This is a genomic window from Micromonospora sp. NPDC048930 (assembly GCF_043197935.1).
Classification (GTDB): domain Bacteria; phylum Actinomycetota; class Actinomycetes; order Mycobacteriales; family Micromonosporaceae; genus Micromonospora.
In genome coordinates this window covers 99,036-117,493 of sequence record NZ_JBICUB010000015.1, presented here as the reverse complement: position 1 = coordinate 117,493, position 18,458 = coordinate 99,036, and the positions used below count along the sequence as shown (strand labels likewise).

The 18,458-nt window shown below is 73.5% G+C and carries 20 protein-coding genes; 8 read left to right on the top strand and 12 right to left on the bottom strand.

Annotated elements, in window-relative coordinates:
* Window positions 1-54: 54 nt before the first annotated feature.
* A complete protein-coding gene (locus ACGFI9_RS30220) occupies window positions 55-564 on the top strand; it encodes a GNAT family N-acetyltransferase (protein ID WP_393183376.1) in 510 nt (169 codons plus the stop codon).
* Between the two features lie 32 nt (window positions 565-596).
* Window positions 597-1,004 (top strand): anti-sigma regulatory factor, encoded by a 408-nt coding sequence (locus ACGFI9_RS30215; protein ID WP_393183295.1) that lies wholly within the window; start codon window positions 597-599, stop codon window positions 1,002-1,004.
* Window positions 1,005-1,036: 32 nt separating this feature from the next.
* Here the strand turns inward: ACGFI9_RS30215 and ACGFI9_RS30210 are convergent, their stop codons facing one another.
* Window positions 1,037-1,471, bottom strand: a complete 435-nt coding sequence (locus ACGFI9_RS30210; RefSeq protein ID WP_393183293.1) for a hypothetical protein — start codon at window positions 1,469-1,471, stop codon at window positions 1,037-1,039.
* On the opposite strand from ACGFI9_RS30210, the gene ACGFI9_RS30205 reads away from it, so the two are divergent.
* A complete protein-coding gene (locus tag ACGFI9_RS30205) occupies window positions 1,470-2,420 on the top strand; it encodes a diacylglycerol/lipid kinase family protein (protein WP_393183291.1) in 951 nt (316 codons plus the stop codon). The genes ACGFI9_RS30210 and ACGFI9_RS30205 overlap by 2 nt on opposite strands.
* A gap of 447 nt (window positions 2,421-2,867) precedes the next feature.
* Window positions 2,868-3,125, top strand: coding sequence for a WhiB family transcriptional regulator (locus ACGFI9_RS30200; protein ID WP_073834718.1), 258 nt, complete (start codon window positions 2,868-2,870; stop codon window positions 3,123-3,125).
* 123 nt (window positions 3,126-3,248) lie between these two features.
* On the opposite strand, the gene ACGFI9_RS30195 is transcribed toward ACGFI9_RS30200, so the two are convergent.
* From ACGFI9_RS30195 to ACGFI9_RS30180, 4 genes are read right to left on the bottom strand one after another with little or no spacing between them, the layout of a single operon-like run.
* A complete protein-coding gene (locus tag ACGFI9_RS30195) occupies window positions 3,249-4,022 on the bottom strand; it encodes a sirohydrochlorin chelatase (RefSeq protein ID WP_393183290.1) in 774 nt (257 codons plus the stop codon).
* Window positions 4,004-4,771, bottom strand: coding sequence for a phosphoadenylyl-sulfate reductase (locus ACGFI9_RS30190; protein WP_393183288.1), 768 nt, complete (start codon window positions 4,769-4,771; stop codon window positions 4,004-4,006). Before ACGFI9_RS30190 ends, ACGFI9_RS30195 begins: the two co-directional genes overlap by 19 nt.
* Complete coding sequence (locus ACGFI9_RS30185) at window positions 4,768-4,926, bottom strand: hypothetical protein (protein ID WP_393183287.1); 159 nt, start codon at window positions 4,924-4,926, stop codon at window positions 4,768-4,770. The genes ACGFI9_RS30190 and ACGFI9_RS30185 overlap by 4 nt, the downstream gene beginning before the upstream one ends.
* Window positions 4,923-6,629 (bottom strand): nitrite/sulfite reductase, encoded by a 1,707-nt coding sequence (locus ACGFI9_RS30180; protein ID WP_393183285.1) that lies wholly within the window; start codon window positions 6,627-6,629, stop codon window positions 4,923-4,925. Before ACGFI9_RS30180 ends, ACGFI9_RS30185 begins: the two co-directional genes overlap by 4 nt.
* Window positions 6,630-7,179: 550 nt before the next feature.
* On the opposite strand from ACGFI9_RS30180, the gene ACGFI9_RS30175 reads away from it, so the two are divergent.
* Window positions 7,180-8,784: a glycosyltransferase family 39 protein gene (locus ACGFI9_RS30175; protein WP_393183283.1), complete on the top strand. Its 1,605-nt coding sequence runs from the start codon at window positions 7,180-7,182 to the stop codon at window positions 8,782-8,784.
* A gap of 120 nt (window positions 8,785-8,904) precedes the next feature.
* On the opposite strand, the gene ACGFI9_RS30170 is transcribed toward ACGFI9_RS30175, so the two are convergent.
* Both ACGFI9_RS30170 and ACGFI9_RS30165 read right to left on the bottom strand, forming a co-directional pair.
* Entirely contained in the window at window positions 8,905-10,455 is a 1,551-nt protein-coding gene (locus ACGFI9_RS30170) for a sensor histidine kinase (RefSeq protein ID WP_393183282.1), read from the bottom strand.
* A 25-nt stretch (window positions 10,456-10,480) separates the two neighbouring features.
* Window positions 10,481-11,512, bottom strand: coding sequence for an SIS domain-containing protein (locus ACGFI9_RS30165; protein WP_393183374.1), 1,032 nt, complete (start codon window positions 11,510-11,512; stop codon window positions 10,481-10,483).
* 185 nt (window positions 11,513-11,697) lie between these two features.
* Between ACGFI9_RS30165 and ACGFI9_RS30160 the strand changes: the two genes are divergently transcribed.
* Window positions 11,698-13,518, top strand: a complete 1,821-nt coding sequence (locus ACGFI9_RS30160; RefSeq protein WP_393183281.1) for a tetratricopeptide repeat protein — start codon at window positions 11,698-11,700, stop codon at window positions 13,516-13,518.
* A gap of 175 nt (window positions 13,519-13,693) precedes the next feature.
* On the opposite strand, the gene ACGFI9_RS30155 is transcribed toward ACGFI9_RS30160, so the two are convergent.
* On the bottom strand, window positions 13,694-15,283 hold the full coding sequence (locus tag ACGFI9_RS30155) for an MDR family MFS transporter (protein ID WP_393183279.1): 1,590 nt from the start codon (window positions 15,281-15,283) through the stop codon (window positions 13,694-13,696).
* A 114-nt stretch (window positions 15,284-15,397) separates the two neighbouring features.
* Between ACGFI9_RS30155 and ACGFI9_RS30150 the strand changes: the two genes are divergently transcribed.
* Window positions 15,398-15,967, top strand: a complete 570-nt coding sequence (locus ACGFI9_RS30150) for a TetR/AcrR family transcriptional regulator (protein ID WP_393183277.1) — start codon at window positions 15,398-15,400, stop codon at window positions 15,965-15,967.
* A gap of 43 nt (window positions 15,968-16,010) precedes the next feature.
* Here ACGFI9_RS30150 and ACGFI9_RS30145 read toward each other — a convergent pair whose 3' ends face one another.
* Window positions 16,011-16,523 carry a GNAT family N-acetyltransferase gene (locus ACGFI9_RS30145; protein WP_393183275.1) on the bottom strand — a complete coding sequence of 171 codons (513 nt, stop codon included), beginning with the start codon at window positions 16,521-16,523 and terminating at the stop codon, window positions 16,011-16,013.
* On the bottom strand, window positions 16,520-16,735 hold the full coding sequence (locus ACGFI9_RS30140) for a biotin/lipoyl-binding carrier protein (protein ID WP_073834949.1): 216 nt from the start codon (window positions 16,733-16,735) through the stop codon (window positions 16,520-16,522). The genes ACGFI9_RS30145 and ACGFI9_RS30140 overlap by 4 nt, the downstream gene beginning before the upstream one ends.
* Window positions 16,736-16,782: 47 nt before the next feature.
* Between ACGFI9_RS30140 and ACGFI9_RS30135 the strand changes: the two genes are divergently transcribed.
* Window positions 16,783-17,022: a 50S ribosomal protein bL37 gene (locus ACGFI9_RS30135; protein ID WP_393183273.1), complete on the top strand. Its 240-nt coding sequence runs from the start codon at window positions 16,783-16,785 to the stop codon at window positions 17,020-17,022.
* Window positions 17,023-17,122: 100 nt separating this feature from the next.
* Here ACGFI9_RS30135 and rsrA read toward each other — a convergent pair whose 3' ends face one another.
* Both rsrA and ACGFI9_RS30125 read right to left on the bottom strand, forming a co-directional pair.
* Window positions 17,123-17,410, bottom strand: coding sequence for a mycothiol system anti-sigma-R factor (rsrA, locus tag ACGFI9_RS30130; protein ID WP_393183272.1), 288 nt, complete (start codon window positions 17,408-17,410; stop codon window positions 17,123-17,125).
* Between the two features lies 1 nt (window position 17,411).
* Window positions 17,412-18,218: a sigma-70 family RNA polymerase sigma factor gene (locus ACGFI9_RS30125; RefSeq protein ID WP_393183270.1), complete on the bottom strand. Its 807-nt coding sequence runs from the start codon at window positions 18,216-18,218 to the stop codon at window positions 17,412-17,414.
* Window positions 18,219-18,458 lie beyond the last annotated feature (240 nt).

Genomic DNA, 18,458 nt, shown 5'->3' with positions numbered 1-18,458 from the left:
CAGGCACCGACGATCCGGCCGGCGCGTCCCGAGGACGTGCCGGCCGTCGTCGCGATGGTGCACGAACTCGCCGAGTACGAGAAGGCCCCCGAGCAGTGCCACCTCACCGAGGAGCAGCTCACCGCCGCGCTCTTCGCGACTGCTCCAGGTCGCGGCGCGGCGTCAGACGCGCCGAGCTGGAGTGGTCGGAGTCCGCAGCCGGCGCTCTTCGGGCACGTCGCGGTGGACGCGGCGGACGAGCCGCTCGGCTTCGCCCTCTGGTTCCTCAACTTCTCCACCTGGGAAGGCGTCCACGGCATCTACCTGGAGGACCTGTACGTCCGCCCGGCCGCCCGGGGCACCGGGGCGGGCCGCCGGCTGCTCGCCACCCTCGCCGCGATCTGCGTCGAGCGCGGCTACCGGCGGCTGGACTGGTGGATGATCAACTGGAACCCGGCGGCACGCTTCTACGCCGCCATCGGCGCCACCCCGATGGACGAGTGGACGCCGTACCGGCTCACCGGCACGGCGCTGCACGAGCTCGCCGCCCAGGTCACGGCCGCGCCCACCCACCCGCCCGCCTGACCGGGTAGAGTCCCGCACCGGGGGGATGAGGCGTGACTCAACTGACCGGCCAGCCGACGACGGACGACGACGTCGTGCACCTCACCGTGCCCGCCGACGGCGGTTACCTGGGCGTGCTCCGCACCGCCACGGCCGGCCTCGCGGCCCGGCTCCAGTTCGCCCTCGACGAGATCGAGGACCTGCGCATCGCGGTCGACGAGGCCTGCGCGATGCTGCTCGCCATCGCCACCCCCAAGGCCGAACTGGAGTGCCGGTTCGCGGTGACCGAGGACGCGCTCACGGTCGAGGTGACCGTACCGACCGTCCGTGGCGCGACGCTCCCCTCCGAGTCGTCCTTCGCCTGGAAGGTGCTCACCGCGCTGACCACCACGGCTGCCGCCCGGGCCGCCGACGGCCGCGCCACCATCTCGCTGCTCACCCGCCGCGCGTCCGGCTACTGACCCGTCGCCAGGCCGACCACGGACCAGCAGGGTCAGTGGAAGCCGAGGGCGCGGTTGCTCGGTGTGCTCACCAGCAGGCCGGTCACCGCCAGGCCGAGCACCATCAGCGGCAGCCCCAGCCAGCCCAGGCCGCCCTGGATCATGTACCAGCCGACCGGCAGCAGCATGAGCTGGAGCACGATGGCCGGGGCCCGGCCGCCGGCCCGGCGCCGGGCCAGCGCGCCACCGAGGCCCCAGAGCGCCGCCGCTCCGGCGACCGCGAACGCCGTCACGAGCAACGCCGAGGTCAGATCGTGGGTGGGCGCGGTCAGGTCGGACCAGATCAGCCACACCGCGATCAGGCCGAGCGCCACCGCCTCGGCACGCAGCAGGCGTACCGCCCAGCGGAGCGTGGCGGGGAGCGGGTCGGAGTCGATCGTCACGCGCGACACGATACCCGTGAGTAGTCGCGGTACAGTGCCGCCCATGCGGGCCGTCCTGGTGGTCAATCCGAAGGCCACCACCACCAGCGAGCGCAGCCGGGACGTCCTGGTCCGGGCGCTGCGCAGCGAAGTCGACCTGTCGGTGCGGTACACCCGCCGGCGGGGCCACGCCATGGACCTGGCGCGGGAGGCCGCCGAGGAGGGCGTCGACCTGGTGGTCTCGCTGGGCGGCGACGGCACGGTCAACGAGGTGGTGAACGGCCTGATGGCCGCCGAGCCCCCGACCTTCCGCACCGGGGACACCCCGGCGGAGCGGCTGCCGGCGCTGGCCACCGTGCCGGGCGGCTCGACCAACGTCTTCGCCCGCGCGCTCGGGCTGCCCCGGGAGTGGCCGGACGGGACCAGCATGATCCTGGAGGGGCTGCGGCTGGGCCGGTCGCGCACCATCGGCCTGGGCCGGGCGGACGAGCGCTACTTCACCTTCTGCGCCGGCTTCGGCATCGACGCGGCCGTCATCCGCCGGGTGGAGCAGGCCCGCAAGCGCGGCCGGGTGTCCACACCGGCGCTCTACTTCCGCTCCACGGCGGCGCAGTACTTCCTCGGCTCGGACCGGCGGCACCCCACCATCACGCTGGAACGGCCGGGCGAGGCCGCCGAGGCGGAGCTGGCCACGGTCATCATCCAGAACACCGCGCCGTGGACGTACCTGGGCGAGCGGGAGATCAACCCCAACCCGGAGGCGTCGTTCGACCTCGGGTTGGACGTGCTGGCGATGCGGCAGCTTAAGGTGGCGAGCACCGCACGGACGGTCACCCAGTTCTTCTCCCGCACTCCCGATCCGCACGGGAAGCAGGTGCTCCGGCTGCACGACGTCGCGGAGTTCACGCTGCTCTCGGCCCGTCCGCAGGCGTTCCAGCTCGACGGGGACTACCTGGGCGAGCGGGAGAAAGTCAGATTCACATCCATTCCGGCCGCACTGAGAGTAATCTGCTAGGTCTCGGGTACTGCCGTCGGTTGACGCCGTGATCCACCGCACTCTCGCGGGGGCACGCCACGCCGAAGGAAGGTGCCGGAAATGTCAGCAATGTCACGCAGACTCTACTATATTGATCCGCGACAGTGGTACGCCGGGTAACCAGAGCGCTCTGAAACCCGGACAAAAGGGTGGTGAGCCCGCTCACTGTTCGGAGTTTTTCCGAGCGGCACCCTTGACATCGCCGTAGTTCGTGAAAGTATTCACAAGCGAACTTGTGTTACCGGGACATTGCCTGGATATGCTCGGCAGGTTGAGCTGTTCCAGCAGGTCCTGGGGCCCGCAGCCTGCTCACGCAGCGCCGAATTGACGGATGCTGACCGTCACCGATCGGCAATGCGGATGCATATAGGAAAAGCAACGAAGCGTTATCTGGCCACCCACTTAAGAATGAGGAGTGTTGCCGCCATGGACTGGCGCCACGATGCCGTCTGCCGCGACGAGGACCCGGAGCTGTTCTTCCCGATCGGGACGTCCGGTCCGGCCCTCCTGCAGGTGGAGCAGGCCAAGGCCGTCTGCCGGCGCTGCCCGGTGACCGACCAGTGCCTGCAGTGGGCGCTGGAGTCCGGTCAGGACGCCGGCGTCTGGGGCGGGATGAGCGAGGAGGAGCGCCGCGCGGTCAAGCGCCGCGGCGGTCTCCGGGTGCTGCGCGCTCACTCCGCCTGATCGCACCACACAGCGACACGCCCCGGCCGGGTCACCCGCCGGGGCGTTCTGCTGCCCGGACCCCATGATTCCCGGATACCCCGTCGCCGTCCTTCCTGATCATCGGAGGGGCGGCGACGCCCGTCACAGCGGCACCCAGTCGGCGGTGGCGGCGTCGACCCGCCGCAGCACCAGATCGGCGAGTTCCGGCAGGTCGGTGAGCGGGTCGGCGACCGCCACCGCACCGGCCTCCCCCGCCGCCGCGACCACGCCGTCGTGGAACAGGCCCGGCGCGAGGAAGTAGGCGGCCACCGCCACCCGGTGCGCCCCGCCGGCGCGCAGCTTCGCCACCGCGGCGCCGGCCGCCGGGGGCGCCGCCGAGGCGTACGACACGCGGCAGGGCACGCCGAGATCCGCGCCGAGCGCCGCCGCGACCCGGCCCACCGAGCCACGCGCCCGGGCGTCCCGGGTGCCGGCGGCGGCCAGCACCAGGCCGTCGTACCCGTCGGGACGCGCCTCGGCGAGCCGGCGGCGCAGCCCCGCCAGTAGCTTCGGGTCCACCTCCCCGTCGGCCGGGCCGAGCACCTCGGCGACCCGCACGTCGATCGGCGCGCCCGCCTCCCGCGCGGCGGCCACGGCGGCCGGGATGTCGACCTTCCGGTGGTACGCGGCGGTCAGCAGCAGCGGCACCAGCACCGCCCGGGAGTGACCGGCGGCGGCCAGCTCGCGCAGCACGGCGGCCGGTCCCGGCGCGGTGTGGTCCAGCCAGCTCGGCAGCACCGGCGCGCCCGGGCGGGCGGCCGCCACGGCCCGGGCCAGCGCCCGGGTCGCCTCGGCCGCCCGTGGGTCACGACTGCCGTGCGCGACCAGCACCACCGGTGCCGCCGCGTGGCCGGCCGTCAGGTGTGCAGGCCGCACTCGGTCTTCTCGAACATGGCCCAGCGGCCCGCCCGCGGGTCCTCCCCCGCCTTGGTGCGGCGGGTGCAGGGCCAGCAGCCGATCGAGCCGTAGCCCCGGCCGAACAGCTCGTTCACCGGGATGTCGTGGCGGGCGATGTAGGCGTCCACGTCCCGCTGGGTCCAGGCGGCGATCGGGTTCACCTTGACCTTGCCGCGCCGGGCGTCGAAGGCCACCACCGGGGTGTTGGCCCGGGTCGGTGACTCGTCCCGGCGCAGCCCGGCGGCCCAGGCGTCGTACCCGGTCAGCGCCCGCTCCAGCGGCTCCACCTTGCGCAGCTGGCAGCAGTCGTCCGGGGAGCGGCTGAACAGGCGGGGACCGTACTGGCCGTCCTGCTGCCCGACGGTCAGCCGGGGCCGGATCGAGCGCACGTTCACCGGCAACCGCCGGGCCACCTCGTCCCGGACCTTGAGCGTCTCCGGGAAGTGCAGCCCGGTGTCCAGGAACACCACGTCGACGCCGGGCGCGACCCGGGAGACCAGGTGCGCCAGCACGCCGTCGGCCATCGAGCTGGTCACGCAGAACCGGTCGCCGAAGGTCTCGGCGGCCCAGCGGGCGATCTCCAGCGCGGGAGCGCCCTCCAGTTCCCGGCCGGCCTGCTCGGCCAGCGCGCGCAGCTCCTCCGGGTCGCGCCGGGCCGGGTCGGCGGGGGGCGGGCCGCCCAGCCCGACCAGGCCCAGCCCGGCGGCGGAGAGCAGCCCGCCGCTCATCGGGCCACCGCCCGGGACAGCAGACCGGTGAACTTCACGCTGAACACCCGGGCGCACGCGTGGCACTCCCAGGCGCCGTGCCCGGCCTCGCTCGGCCGCAGGTCCTCTTCCCCGCAGTACGGGCAGTACAGCGGCACGGAACGGGTGTCACTCATCGGAGCTCCTCCTCGTCGACCCTGATCACCCAGTTGGCGAAGGTCTCGCCCTCGGTCCGGCCGGCCAGGTAGCGGCGGGCCAGTCGTTCCACGTACTCCGGAAGCTCCTCGGCGGTGGTCTTCAGGCCGCGCAGCTTGCGGCCGAAGCCGGCGGTCTGCCCCTGCGCCATGCCGAGGCCGCCGCCCAGGTGCACCTGGAAGCCCTCCACCTGGCGGCCGTCCGGCCCCACCACGAGCTGGCCCTTGAGGCCGATGTCGGCGACCTGCGTCCGGGCGCAGGCGTTCGGGCAGCCGTTGAGGTGGATGGAGATGTCGGCGTCGAAGTCGCGCAGCCGCTCCTCCAGCCGGGCCACCAGCTCCTCGCCGCGCCGCTTGGTCTCGACGATCGCGAGCTTGCAGTACTCGATGCCGGTGCAGGCCATGGTGCCGCGCCGCCAGGCCGAGGGCCGGGCCTCCAGGCCGATCGCGCGCAGCTCCGCCACCAGCGAGTCGGTCCGCTCCGGCGCCACGTCCAGCACCAGCAGCTTCTGGTACGGGGTGAGCCGCACCCGGTCGCTGCCGTGCGCCTCGACCACCTCGGCGAGCCGGGCCAGCTGCGGCCCGGAGACCCGCCCCACCACCGGGGCGGCCCCGACGTAGTTGCGGCCGTCCCGCTGCCGGTGCACGCCGATGTGGTCGATCGGCTTCTCCGGCAGGTCCGCGGCCGGACCGTCGAGCAGCGTCCGGCCCAGGTACTCCTTCTCCAGCACCTCGCGGAACTTCTCCACGCCCCAGTCCGCGACCAGGTACTTCAGCCGGGCCCGGTTGCGCAGCCGGCGGTAGCCGTAGTCCCGGAAGATGCCGACCACGCCCGCCCAGACGTCCGGCACCTCCGCCAGCGGCACCCAGACGCCGAGGCGCTTGGCCAGCATCGGGTTGGTGGAGAGGCCGCCGCCGACCCACAGGTCGAAGCCGGGGCCGTGCTCCGGGTGCTCGACGCCGAGGAAGGCGATGTCGTTCGCCTCGTACGGGGTGTCGACCAGCCAGGAGATCGAGGTCTTGAACTTGCGGGGCAGGTTGGAGAACCGCTTGTCGCCGACGTACCGGCGGACGATCTCGTCGAGCGCCGGGGTCGGGTCGAGCACCTCGTCCCGGGCCACGCCGGCGACCGGGCTGCCCAGCACGACCCGGGGGCAGTCGCCGCACGCCTCGGTGGTCTGCAGGCCGACCTCCTCCAGCCGGCGCCAGATCTCCGGCACGTCCTCGACCCGGATCCAGTGGAACTGGATGTTCTGCCGGTCGGTGATGTCGGCGGTGTCCCGGGCGAACTCGCGGGAGATGTCGGCGATGACCCGGAGCTGGGCCAGGCTCAGCTCACCGCCGTCGACCCGGACCCGGAGCATGAAGAACTCGTCCTCCAGCTCGTGCGGCTCCAGCACCGCCGTACGGCCGCCGTCGATGCCGGCCCTGCGCTGGGTGTAGAGGCCCCACCAGCGGAACCGGCCGCGCAGGTCCTGCGGGTCGATGGAGGCGAAGCCCCGGTGCGCGTAGATGTTCTCGATCCGGGCCCGGACGTTCAGCGGGTCGTCGTCCTTCTTGATCCGCTCGTTGCCGTTGAGCGGCTCGCGGTGCCCGAGCGCCCACTGCCCCTCACCACGGGGCCGGCGGGGTGCCCGCGCGGCGGGCGGCGTCTCGGGGCGGGTGGGGGTGCTGCTGACCGCCATCGCGGCGTCCTCCGTTGTCTGCAGTGCCTGGGAGCGCGGACGCGGCGGCCGGCCCTGGTGCAAGGGCCGTGGACGGCGGTGTCGGTGACGGCCGGCGCGTGAGCGCGCCCGAGACGGATGGGTCGGGCGTCGTCAGTAGGCCGGACAGATCGCGCTGCGCACGCGGCCGTAGTCGACGTGGCGGCGGGCCACGAAGCGGCGGACGACAGCGGCGGTCATGGCTGACATGCTCCCACAGCCTGCGACGCCCGGCCAACGACTGAGTGTGTGATCCCACATCACGGGCGGCCGGCCCACCGCATCGACAATGATCGACTCCGCTTGCGGCAACCCGCGGCGTCGACGCGGCGCGAACCCGCGAGATGCGGCAACCCGAGGGGCCGACCCGCCACGACGTGCGCAACCCGGCCGGCGGCCCGCGCCCGCGGGATGCGGCAAGGCGGGGCATCGGCCGGCCGCGAAGGCGCGACATGCGGCAACCCGGGGTCGGCCAGCCCGGGAATCGCCGGACCGGCCCGGCGGGCGGGGCCGCTGTGTGACGCTGCGGAACGTGAGCAAAGCGTCGGATTCCGGGCTTTCCGGTGACCGCCGGATCTGGCTGGTCTGGCTGCCGCCGACCCTGCTCACCCTGGTGATCACCCTCGCCGGCATCGGGCACGCCCAGCTCTGGCGGGACGAGCTGGCCACCTGGAGCGCCGCCACCCGACCGGTCCGGGACCTGGTCCGGCTGGCCGGCACCATCGACGCCGCGACCGGCCCCTACTACCTGTTCATGCACGGCTGGACCGCGCTCCTCGGCACCTCCCCGGCCGCGCTGCGGCTGCCCTCCGCGTTGGCCATGGCCGCCGCCGCCGGGCTCACCGCCCGGCTCGGCGAGCGGCTGGCCGGCGCCCGGGTCGGGCTGCTCGCCGGCCTGCTCCTCGCGGTCCTCCCCGGCACCTCCCGGTACGGCCAGGAGGCCCGCCCGTACGCGCTCGCCACCCTGCTCGCCGTGCTCGCCACCCTGCTGCTGGTCGACGCGCTGGGCCGGCCGACCTGGCGGCGCTGGACCGGGTACGCGGTCGCCGCCGCCCTGCTCGGGCTGACCCACATGATCGCCCTCACCCTGTTCGCCGCGCACGGGCTCGTGGTGCTGCTCGTGGCCGGGCGCGGCCGGAGCGCCGCCGGCCTCCCCGTCGACCGCGGCGGAGAAGCGGGCGAGGTGACCCCGCCGGCACCCCCTGTCGGACCGGCGGCAGAGGTCGGTCCGGAAGCGGTCGGGGCTGCGACGGGCTCGCCCGGCGGGGTCCGCGACGTGGCGGACGACCGGCCCCGTCCCGGGCTTCTCTGGCGCTGGCTGCTCGCCCTGCTGCCGACCGTCCTGCTGGTCGCGCCGCTGGTCCTGGTGGCGCGGGGACAGCGGTCCCGGCAGCTCGACTGGGTGCACCTCGCCCACCTGTCCGACCTGGCGGCGCTCCCCGGCGGCGTGGCGCAGAGCAGCGTGGTCGGCGGGCTGGTGGTCGGCCTCGCCGCGCTCGGCGCGGGACGGCTCGGCCGGCGGGCGCTGCTGCCGGGGGTCACCGTCCTGCTCCCGGTGCTGCTGCTCTTCGCCGCCGGCACGCGGGTGCCGCTCTGGGTGAATCGCTACCTGGTCTTCACGGTCCCGTTCGCCTGCCTGCTGGCCGGGGCCGCGCTGGCCGGCGTACGGCTGGTGCCGGCGCTCGCCGTGGTGACCCTGGCCGGCCTGCTGGGCCTGCCCGACCAGGCCGCGCTGCGCCGCACCCACGAGTGGCCGCGCACGGCCACGGTGGACTACGCCGGCGTGGCCCGGGTGATCGCCGTGCACCAGCAACCGGGCGACGCGATCGTCTACTCGCCCCGGCAGAGCTGGCTCTTCCTCGACCTCGGGACGGCGTACCACCTGGGGTCGCGCCGCCCCCGCGACGTGCTGGTGGTCCGTGACCAGCGGCAGCGCGCGGACCTCTGGGCCGGCGAGTGCGCGCGGCCGGCGGAGTGCCTGGCCGGCGTGCAGCGGGTGTGGCTGGTGGTCGCCGGCCGGCGGACCGACCCCCTCGCCGCCGTCCCGGGCGCGAAGGGCGTGGCCCTGCGCGACTCCTTCACCGTCCGCCAGGTCTGGCCCCGCCCCGGCCTCACCGTCGCCCTCCTCACCCGCTGACCTCCGCACGCCGCCCCGCTACGCACTGATTCACGGAAACAGTGGCCATGGCGCGCCGGGAAGCCACTCTTTCCGTGAATCAGCGCGGGGCGTGGGGGGTGGGCGCGGTGCGGGGTGGGGTCAGGGGGTGAGGCGGTCGGGGGTGGTGGCGCGGGCCAGGGGGACGACCAGGACGGCCTCGGTGCCGCCGGCGGCCCCGTTGCGCAGCTCGATGGTGCCGCGCAGCTCCCCGGTGACCAGAGCGCGGACGATCTGGAGGCCGAGGTTGCCGCCCCGCTCGGCGTCGAACTGCTCGGGCAGGCCGCGCCCGTTGTCGGCGACGGAGACGTGCAGTTGCTTGCGGAAGCGGTGCGCGGAGACCACCACCTCGGGCTTCGCCGCCTCCCCGGGCGGGGCCGGGACCTCCTCCCCGGCCGGCGGGAAGCCGTGCTCGACGGCGTTGAGCAGCAGCTCGTTGAGGATCATCACCAGCGAGGTGGCGATCTCGGCGGGCAGTACGCCGAAGCTGCCCTGCCGGCGCATGCCGACCGACACCTCGGTGGCCGCGACCTCGGTGGCCGCGCTGGCGACCCGGTCCACGATGCCGTCGAACTCGACCGCCTCGTCGCTGGACATGGAGAGCGTCTCGTGGACCAGCGCGATCGAGGCGACCCGGCGTACCGACTCCTCCAGGGCGACCCGGGCCTCGGGCATGGCGACCCGCCGGGCCTGGAGGCGGAGCAGCGCGGCGACGGTCTGCAGGTTGTTCTTCACCCGGTGGTGGATCTCCCGGATGGTGGCGTCCTTGGTGATCAGGGCGCGGTCCCGGCGGCGTACCTCGGTGATGTCGCGGACCAGCACCAGCGCGCCGATCGGCACGCCCGCCGGCATCAGCGGCAGTGCCCGGGTGAGCATGGTCGCGCCCCGGGCGTCGATCTCCCGCCGGGGCGGGGAATCGCCGCGCAGCGCGGCCAGCACGGCGTTGCCCGCGTCGGTGCCCTCCAGCGGGTCGCTGGCCAGCCGGCGGTGCAGCTTGGCCAGATCCTCCCCCACCAGGTGGGAGGCGTAGCCCAACCGGCGGTACGCGGACTGCGCGTTCGGGCTGGCGTAGGTGACCTGGCCGTTGGCGTCGAGCCGGACCAGGCCGTCGCCGACCCGGGGCGCGGAGGTGGTCTCGCCCGGGTGCCGGGGCGGCGGGAAGGTGCCGTCGGCGATCATCTGGGCCAGGTCGTCCGCGGTGGTCAGGTAGTTCAGTTCGAGCTGGCTGGGCGTCCGGGCGGTGGAGAGGTTGGTGTCCCGGCCGACCACCGCGATGACCTCGCCGGCCTCCCCCTCGGTGGTACGCAGCCGGACCGGGATCGCCTCGTGCCGGGCGGGCACGTCGCCGTACCAGACCGGGTCGCCCTCCCGCCAGATCCGGCCCTGCCGGTGGGCGACCTCCAGGTGCGCCACCTCCGGCCCGCCGACGATCCGGCCGACCTGGTCGTCGAGGTACGCGGTCGGCGCGGTCGTCGGGCGGACCTGGGCCACGCAGAGGAACGTGCCGTCCCCGTCCACGGGCACCCAGAGCAGCAGGTCGGCGAAGGACAGGTCGGACAGGAGCTGCCAGTCGCCGGCGATCCGGTGCAGGTGGTCGATGTCGGCCGGCCGGAGCTGGGTGTGCTCCTCGGCGAGGTCACGGAGGGTGGACACGCTGACCAGGGTGCCACGCCGGGCCTCACATCGTCGCCGTGACCTTCTTCAACCCGCGCGGGGCGTCCGGGTCCTCGCCGCGCGCGAGGGCGAGGGCGAGGGCCAGCCGCTGCAGCGGGAGGATGTCCAGCAGCGGGGCGTACCGCTCGTCGACCTCGGGGACGGCCATCCGGGCGGTCGCCTCGACGTCGGCGGAGCCGACCACCACCACGTCGGCGCGGCGCTCGCCGAGCCGGGGCAGCACCTCGCGCATCGACGTCCCGCCGGGGCCGGAGCCGACCACCGCCAGCACCGGCACGTCCGGGTCGGTCATGGCGAGCGGGCCGTGCAGCAGGTCGGCCCCGGAGAAGGCGAGCGCCGGCAGGTACGAGGTCTCCATCAGCTTCAGCGCCGCCTCGCGGGCCGTCGGGTACGCGTACCCCCGGCCGGTGGTGACGAGCTGGGCGGCGAACCGGTAGCGCGGGGCGAGCCGGGCCGGGGTGTCGTCGGACAGGGTGCGTTCGGCCAGCTCGGGCAGGCGGGCGAGGGCGGCCCGTTCCTCGGCGGGCAGCGCCCCGTCGCCGGCGCGTACCCCCTCGACGAGCATCAGCAGCGCGAGCAGCTCGGCGGTGTACGTCTTGGTGGCGGCGACCGCCCGCTCGTGGCCGGCGGCGATGTCGATGCTCAGCTCGGCGGTGGCCACCAGCGGCGAGTCCGGGTTGTTGGTGACCGCGAGGGTGAGCGCGCCCGACTCCCGGGCCACCCGCAGCACCTCGGCCAGGTCGGGCGAGCCGCCGCTCTGGCTGACCCCGACGACGAGGGCCTCGGAGAGGTCGGGCCGGGCACCGAAGACCGTGACAGCGCTCGGCGAGGCGAGCCCGGCCGGCAGGCCGAGCCGGATCTCGGTCAGGTAGGCCGCGTAGAGCGCCGCGTGGTCGGAGGTGCCCCGGGCGGTGAACACCACGTGGCGGGGCCGACGCTCGGCGATCACCGCCGCGACCCGGGCGATGGCCCCGGCGTGCTCGGCGGAGAGCAGCCGCTCGTAACCGGCCGGCTGCTCGTCGATGTCGGCGGCCATGCCGGCCCCTGGACGCGTCACGTAAGACCCCCTTCTGCGCGATTCCCGCGCGATCCGTGCTCAGTCTTGCATCGTTCGGCCGTGACGAGCAATGGAACGAGCAGTAGTGCGCAGTTGATCACCATCACGATTCGTGATCCCCTAGGCTTGCCCGGCCGGCCACCCACCACCCGAGAGACAACGACGTGCCCGAGGACGACCCCGCGCTCTCCGCCGAGGAGGAGCTCGCGCTCGCGCGGCTCGCGCTGGCCGAGGGGGACCTGCCGCACGCCGCCGGCCACGTCGCCGCCGCTCTGGTCCAGGCCCCGACGCTGCCCGAGGTGCACGAGACGCTCGCCCGGCTGAACGCCGCCAGCGGCGGCGACCTGGAACTCTTCCCGCTCGGCCACCACGCGTACGTCGGCGCGGTGGTGGCCCGCGCCCACCTGCTCGCCGCCGCCGGACGGCCCGCCGAGGGGCTCGACCTGCTGGCCGCGGCGAGCGCCTACGCACCCGGCGCGGACTGGGCCGGCGTGCCCTGGGTGACCGCCCCCGAGCTGCCCGAACGGCTCGACCCGGAACGGACCGCCCGGATCCTCATGCAGATCTGCGCGGCGGTGCCCGACCCGGTCCCCCGCCGGCTCCGCGACCCGCTGCGGCCGTACCTCACGCTGGCCCGCAACGCGGTCACCGTCCACCCCGGGCACCCGCTGCTGCTGGGCGCGGCGTCCGCGCTGGCCCGCCGCCTCGGCGAGGTCGCCCTCGCCGTCACCTGGGCCGCCCGGGGGGTACGCGCACAGCCCACCAAGCTCGGCGAGGTCTGGCTCGGGTACGCGTACCGCAGCGCCGGACGGACCCGGGACGCGCTCGCCGCCCTCGGCCGAGCCGTCGCGCTCGACCCGGACGACCTGGCGGTCTATGCCGACATCGCCGGCACGTTGGCCGACAACGGCCGGCTCGACGAGGCCCTGGACTGGATCGACCGGGCCCTCGCGAAGGACCCGACCTTCGACTGCGCGGTGCACACCGCGCACCGGCTGCGTTTCCAGCGCGACGGGGACGTCGCCCACCTGGTCGCGCTGGCCGACTTCGTCCGGGAGCACCCGGACGACAGCCACGAACACGGCGACCTGGCCGAGTGCTGCCGCAGCCGGCCCTGGCTGGGCCAGGTGACCCCGGCGGGCGGGCCGGTGCTGGACGCGCTGCGCCGGGCCCTCGGCAGCGAGGAGTCGGCCCGGGTCGCCGTACGCCTGGACGCGCTGGAACCGCCGAGCGCCATGCGGACCGCGGCGGCGGCCGCGCCGGGGCTGGACGTCGAGGTGGCCGCGGTGGCCGAGCCGGACCCCCGGGAACCGCGCCGGGCCACCACCTGCCAGCTCTGGCGGTACGAGGGCACCATCGCGGCACCCACCCTGCCGATGCCCTCGGCCGAGGCGGCGGAACGGATCCGGCAGCTCGCCCACCCGGCCTGGCCCCACCCGCCGGCCGCGTACGACGCCGCGGTGGGACTGGCCACCCTGGAGCTGGCCGACCTGCTCGGCCTGCTGCTGCACCCGCCCGAGGCGCCGGCCACCGCGCTGGGCCGGGTGCTGTCCGGCCAGGACCCCTCGCTCTGGGTGCGCTGCGTGCAGGTCTGGGCCTGCCTGGGCCTGCTGCACCACCGCACCGACGAGCCGTGGCCCGAGTCCACCCGCCGCCGGGTGCTGCTGGAGCTGGTCTGGGGCGTGGAGGACTGGATCACCGAGGCGGCGCTCTTCGCCCTGGTCACCGCCGCCTGGGTCGACCCCGCCGTACGCCCCGACGTGGCCGGGGTGGTGGCCGAGCGGCTGGCCGACGTGGCGGCGGTGGCGCGCGAGCGCCGGGTGCCCATCGCCGCCTCGCTGGCCCACCTGGCGCTGGCCACCCCGGACCTCGACCCACCCACCCGGGACCTGGCCCACACCATGATCACCGGCCCGGCGCCCGGCGGCCGCCCCGGCGCCTGGCGCCGCCTCTGGCACCGCCTCCGCGCCCTCCTCCGCCCCTGACCCCCCGCCCCCATCGGCGAAGGTCCCTGATTCACGGAAAGTGGCCCTGTCACGGCCGGCAAAGGCACTCTTTCCGTGAATCAGGGCGGACCTTCAGTGGAGTGGGTGGGGTGGGAGAAAGGGCGCGGCCACGCCACCCCGTCAGGGGTACGGCGTGGCCGCGACGGAGGGTGGGTCAGGCGACGGGGGCCTTGCCGAGGGCGGCCTCCGCCTCCTCCTCGGGAGTGGTCGGAGCGGCCGGGGGCTCGTTGGCCGAGCGCAGCGGGACCTCCTTGATGAACCAGGCGAGCACCGGCACCGCCACGGTGAACAGCACCGCCCAGACGAAGACGTGGGAGATGCCGTCGGCCAGGGCGCCGAGGACCAGCTCCCGTACCGGCCCGGTCAGCTCCTTGAGCTTCGCCAGGTCCATGCCGCGGCCCTCGCCCCCACCGCCGTTGAACGCGGCGCCCGCGGCGGAGTCGGCGAGCTGGTTGGCGAAGATGGCGCCGAAGAGCGAGATGCCGAACGAGCCGCCGATCGACCGGAAGAAGGTGGCCGCGCCGCTCGCCGCGCCCAGGTCCTTCTGCTCGACGCTGTTCTGCGCGATCAGCATCGAGGTCTGCATGAGGAAGCCCATGCCGACGCCGAGCACGATCATGTAGAGCGAGGACTCCACCTTGCTGGTGTCGACGTCGAGCCGGGTCAGCAGCCCCATGCCGACGGTCATCACCACGCCGCCGATGATCGGGAAGGCGCGGTAGCGGCCGGTCTTGGTGATCGCCCGGCCGACCGCCAGCGAGACCACCAGCATGCCGAACATCAGCGGGAGGAGCAGCAGGCCGCTGTTGGTGGCCGAGGCGCCCTGCACGGTCTGCTGGAACATCGGCAGGAAGTTCATCGCGCCGAACATGGCGAAGCCGAGCAGGAAGCCGATCAGCGAGATCAGCGCGAAGTTGCGGTTGGCGAACAGCCCCAGCGGCAGGATCGGCTCGGGGGCCCGGCGCTCCACGAAGCCGAAGATCACCAGCGCCACCAGGGCGAGCGCGGCGAGGCCGAGGATCTGCGGCGAGACCCAGTCGTACTCGTTGCCGCCCCAGGTGGTGATCAGCACGATCGCGGTGATGCCGACCGAGAGCAGCCCGGCGCCCAGCCAGTCGATCTTGTGCTCGGTGCGGTACTTCGGCAGGTGCATGGTGCTGGCGAGGACCAGCAGGGCCAGGCCACCCAGCGGCAGGTTGACGTAGAACGCCCAGCGCCAGGAGAGGTTGTCGGTGATGAAGCCGCCGACCAGCGGTCCGGCCACCATCGCGATCGCCATGATGCCGGCGATCATGCCCTGGTAGCGGCCCCGCTCACGGGGCGGCACCAGGTCACCGATGATCGCCATGACGCCGACCATCAGGCCGCCGGCGCCGAGGCCCTGCACGGCCCGGAACGCGATCAGCTCGATCATGCCGTCCTCGACCCCGCCGAACATGGTGGAGCCGGACATGCCGCAGAGCGCGGAGCCGATCAGGAAGATGACCACCGAGGTGAGGAAGACGGCCTTGCGCCCGTAGAGGTCGCCGAGCTTGCCCCAGATCGGGGTGGAGACGGTGGTGCCCAGCACGTACGCGGTGACGACCCAGGTGAAGTGGTCGACCCCGCCGAACTCGCCGACGATCCGCGGCAGCGCGGTGCTGACGATCATGTTGTCGAGCATCGCGAGCATCATCGCGATCATCAGGCCGAACAGGACGACGCGTACGTTCGGTCGCGCTGCCGCCTGGGCTGGTTGACTCATGGGTAAGCTCCCCCGAAGATCTGTGACTAACTTACTTGCCGCCCGGCTAGTTACCTTACTAGCCGCACGGTAAGTTGGATAGCGGAAACCCGTCAAGCGAGATAGGTGGTAACGGTGAGGGAGAGCACAGGCGGCACGCGGGAGCGGATTCAGGCCGTCGCGCTGGAACTCTTCACCGAGCAGGGGTACGAGCGGACCTCGCTCCGGGAGATCGCCGAGCGGCTCGGGGTGACCAAGGCCGCCCTCTACTACCACTTCAAGAGCAAGGACGAGATCGTCAACAGCTTCGTCGAGGACCGGCTGCGCCGGATGGACGAGCTGATCGAGTGGGCCCGTACCCAGCCCGCCACCCTGGCCACCCGCCGCGAACTGATCAGCCGGTACGCCGACACCATGTTCAGCGGCGACCTGCCGTCGGTGATGCGCTTCTTCGAGCAGAACCAGACGGTGCTGAAGAGCCTCAGCGCCGGGATGCAGATGCGGGACCGGATGATGCAGCTGGCCAACGAGCTGTGCCGGGGCGACGAGTCGCCGCAGGCCCAGCTCCGGGGCACGCTGTGCCTGTTCGCCGTGCACACCAGCTGGTTCGCCATCCGCGCCCCGGGCATCACCCAGGACGAGCGGAAGAAGATCGCCCTGGACGTCGCCGACGAGCTGCTGGCGAAGATCGCCGACGCCGGCTGACCGGGCCGGTCGGCGCCGGGCCGCCTCGGCGGCGGCCCTCCGGTCAGCCGCGCGCGGGCAGGTCCAGCCGCAGGCCGAGCAGCTCGACACCGGGCAGCGGGGACCAGTCCTTCTCCGGCACCCGGACGAAGCCGAGCCGCTCGTAGAGCCGGTGCGCCGCCGCGGCCATGCCGCTGCGCACGCAGATCACCACGGCCGAGCAACCCAGCTCGGTCGCCCGGGCGACGCAGGCCCGGACCAGGGCCTTCCCGGCACCCCGGCCCTGCGCGGCCGGGTCGACCGCGAGCATCCGGAACTCGGCCTCGCCCGGTCCGGACAGTTCGGCGTACGGGGTGCCGGCCAGCACGAACGTCACTGCACCCAGCACCGCTCCGGTCACCTCGTCCACGGCGACCAGCACCTCACCGGTCTCCGCCCGGGTGGCCACGTCGGCGAGCACCGCGCCGTAGCCGTTCTCGCCCTTGAGCTGGCCGTCCGCCTCGTACGCGGCGACGGTCAGGCGGGCGACCGCGGGGTGGTCCGCCGGTTCCGCCCGGCGGACGACCAGGCCGGTCAACCGATCACCGCGATCAGGTCGCCGTCCTGCACGACGTCACCCTCGTTGACCGCGATCTGCTGCACCACACCGTCGGATTCGGCGACCACCGGGATCTCCATCTTCATCGACTCCAGGATCACCAGCGTGTCCCCTTCGGACACCGTGTCCCCGGCCGACGCGACGACCTTCCAGACGTTCGCCACCATCTCGGCGCGGATCTCCTCGGCCATCCTTGGCCCTCCCTCTCCACCGGTGTGCCTGCGAACGGTATCCAATCATGGCTCCGGTCACACCCGAACCCCTGTCTTCCGCCCCCGCCGGACCCGGGCGGCCGTGGCCGGCACTAGCATCAGCGGGTCGGTCCCCGCACCGCCGGTGGACCGGTACGCGACCTCGCCGCGCTCCTCGCGGCCGGACCGTGACCAGCACAAGGAGGCAGAGCATGGCGAAGAAGGCACGTAGGAAGAGGGCCCGCAAGAAGAGCGCCGCCAACCACGGCAAGCGCCCCAACGCCTGATCGGCGCGCCGATCAGCACCGGCCCTCTGGCCGGAGACACCGGTGGCCCGGGTCCGTGCGGACCCGGGCCACCGGTGTTTTCCCGTCGTGTCGCGGTCGCTCAGTCGGTGAGCTCGCGGGACTCCGTGGTCTCGAAGACCACCAACTCGCTCAGGCGGACCCGCAGCCGCTCGCGCAACTGCTCGGGCGCGGTCTCGTTGCCGCAGCAGCGGGCGACCAGCGCCTTCACCTCCTGCTCGATGCCGTACTCGCGCAGGCAGGGCCCGCACTCCTCCAGGTGCTCCCGGATCAGGACGCGCCGCTCCTCGCCGCACTCCACATCCAGGTAGAGGTAGACCTCAGCAAGCACCTCGCGGCAGTCCGTCTCATGCGGCTTCCCACAGCTCACGTCACACCTCCCGACCGGCGGCAGCGGTCGAACCCTTCGACGGCGCGGCGGTGAAGCCCCGCTCCGCCGCGTACTGCTCGAGCAGCTTGCGCAGATTACGTCGACCGCGGTGCAGCCGGGACATCACCGTGCCGATCGGCGTGCCCATGATGTCGGCGACCTCCTTGTAGGAGAAGCCCTCGACGTCGGTCAGGTAGACCGCCAGGCGGAACTCCTCCGGCAACTGCTGGAGGGCCTCCTTGACGTCGCTGTCCGGCAGCCGGTCCAGCGCCTCGGTCTCCGCGGAGCGCAGCCCGCTGGAGGTGTGCGACTCGGCCTCGGCGAGCTGCCAGTCAGTGATCTCGTCCGTGGGTGCCTGGACGGGCTGGCGCTGCCGCTTCCGGTAGGAGTTGATGTAGGTGTTGGTCAGGATCCGGTAGAGCCAGGCCTTCAGGTTCGTGCCCTGCTCGAACTGGTGGAAGGCCGCGTACGCCTTCAGGTACGTCTCCTGGACCAGGTCCTCGGCATCCGCCGGGTTGCGCGTCATCCGCAGCCCGGCAGCGTAGAGCTGATCGACGAAGGGCATCGCGTCCCGCTCGAAGCGGGCCCTGCGCTCGTCCGTCTTCTCGGTGGTCAACCGCACATCCCCTCGCGTCGGATGCTTTCCCGCCGAGGATACGCGTACCCAGCTGCCGGCAGATTCACTTCCGGACTGTGTGCTGGTGCTCACGGCCGACGCCGCCGCGGGCCACTCCGGCGCGTCGAGCAGCTGCCTGAGCTGCCGCGCGTCCTGTTCGTCCCGCTCCCGGCTCCGTGTCTCGGTCGGCACCGGTCACCCCCCTCGGCTGGAAATGTCGTCCGGGGTTAGTAACGCCCGGCGCCGGGCGCCACATTCCGCCGCCGGCCGCCGTTCCTGGTCCCGGCCTCGGCCGCGACCGACGCTGGGACCAGGAAGGGCCTGGGAGGATGGCCCCGATCACCCGAACCGGGTGGGCGGCACCATCCGATGCAACGACCCGCCGCCGCCCCCGGTCACGCGTCGCCCCTCGCAAGATCACCCCTGCGCCCG

Coding starts and splice junctions, on each gene's coding strand:
- ACGFI9_RS30210 (WP_393183293.1), bottom strand. CDS start 1,471: ATGGGCGGCACTGTACCGCGACTACTCACGGGTATCGTGTCGCGCGTG.
- ACGFI9_RS30140 (WP_073834949.1), bottom strand. CDS start 16,735: ATGGCCGAGGAGATCCGCGCCGAGATGGTGGCGAACGTCTGGAAGGTC.
- ACGFI9_RS30165 (WP_393183374.1), bottom strand. CDS start 11,512: ATGGCCGCCGACATCGACGAGCAGCCGGCCGGTTACGAGCGGCTGCTC.
- ACGFI9_RS30185 (WP_393183287.1), bottom strand. CDS start 4,926: ATGAGTGACACCCGTTCCGTGCCGCTGTACTGCCCGTACTGCGGGGAA.
- ACGFI9_RS30190 (WP_393183288.1), bottom strand. CDS start 4,771: ATGAGCGGCGGGCTGCTCTCCGCCGCCGGGCTGGGCCTGGTCGGGCTG.
- ACGFI9_RS30155 (WP_393183279.1), bottom strand. CDS start 15,283: ATGAGTCAACCAGCCCAGGCGGCAGCGCGACCGAACGTACGCGTCGTC.
- ACGFI9_RS30220 (WP_393183376.1), top strand. CDS start 55: ATGGTGCACGAACTCGCCGAGTACGAGAAGGCCCCCGAGCAGTGCCAC.
- ACGFI9_RS30200 (WP_073834718.1), top strand. CDS start 2,868: ATGGACTGGCGCCACGATGCCGTCTGCCGCGACGAGGACCCGGAGCTG.
- ACGFI9_RS30205 (WP_393183291.1), top strand. CDS start 1,470: ATGCGGGCCGTCCTGGTGGTCAATCCGAAGGCCACCACCACCAGCGAG.
- ACGFI9_RS30135 (WP_393183273.1), top strand. CDS start 16,783: ATGGCTCCGGTCACACCCGAACCCCTGTCTTCCGCCCCCGCCGGACCC.
- ACGFI9_RS30180 (WP_393183285.1), bottom strand. CDS start 6,629: ATGGCGGTCAGCAGCACCCCCACCCGCCCCGAGACGCCGCCCGCCGCG.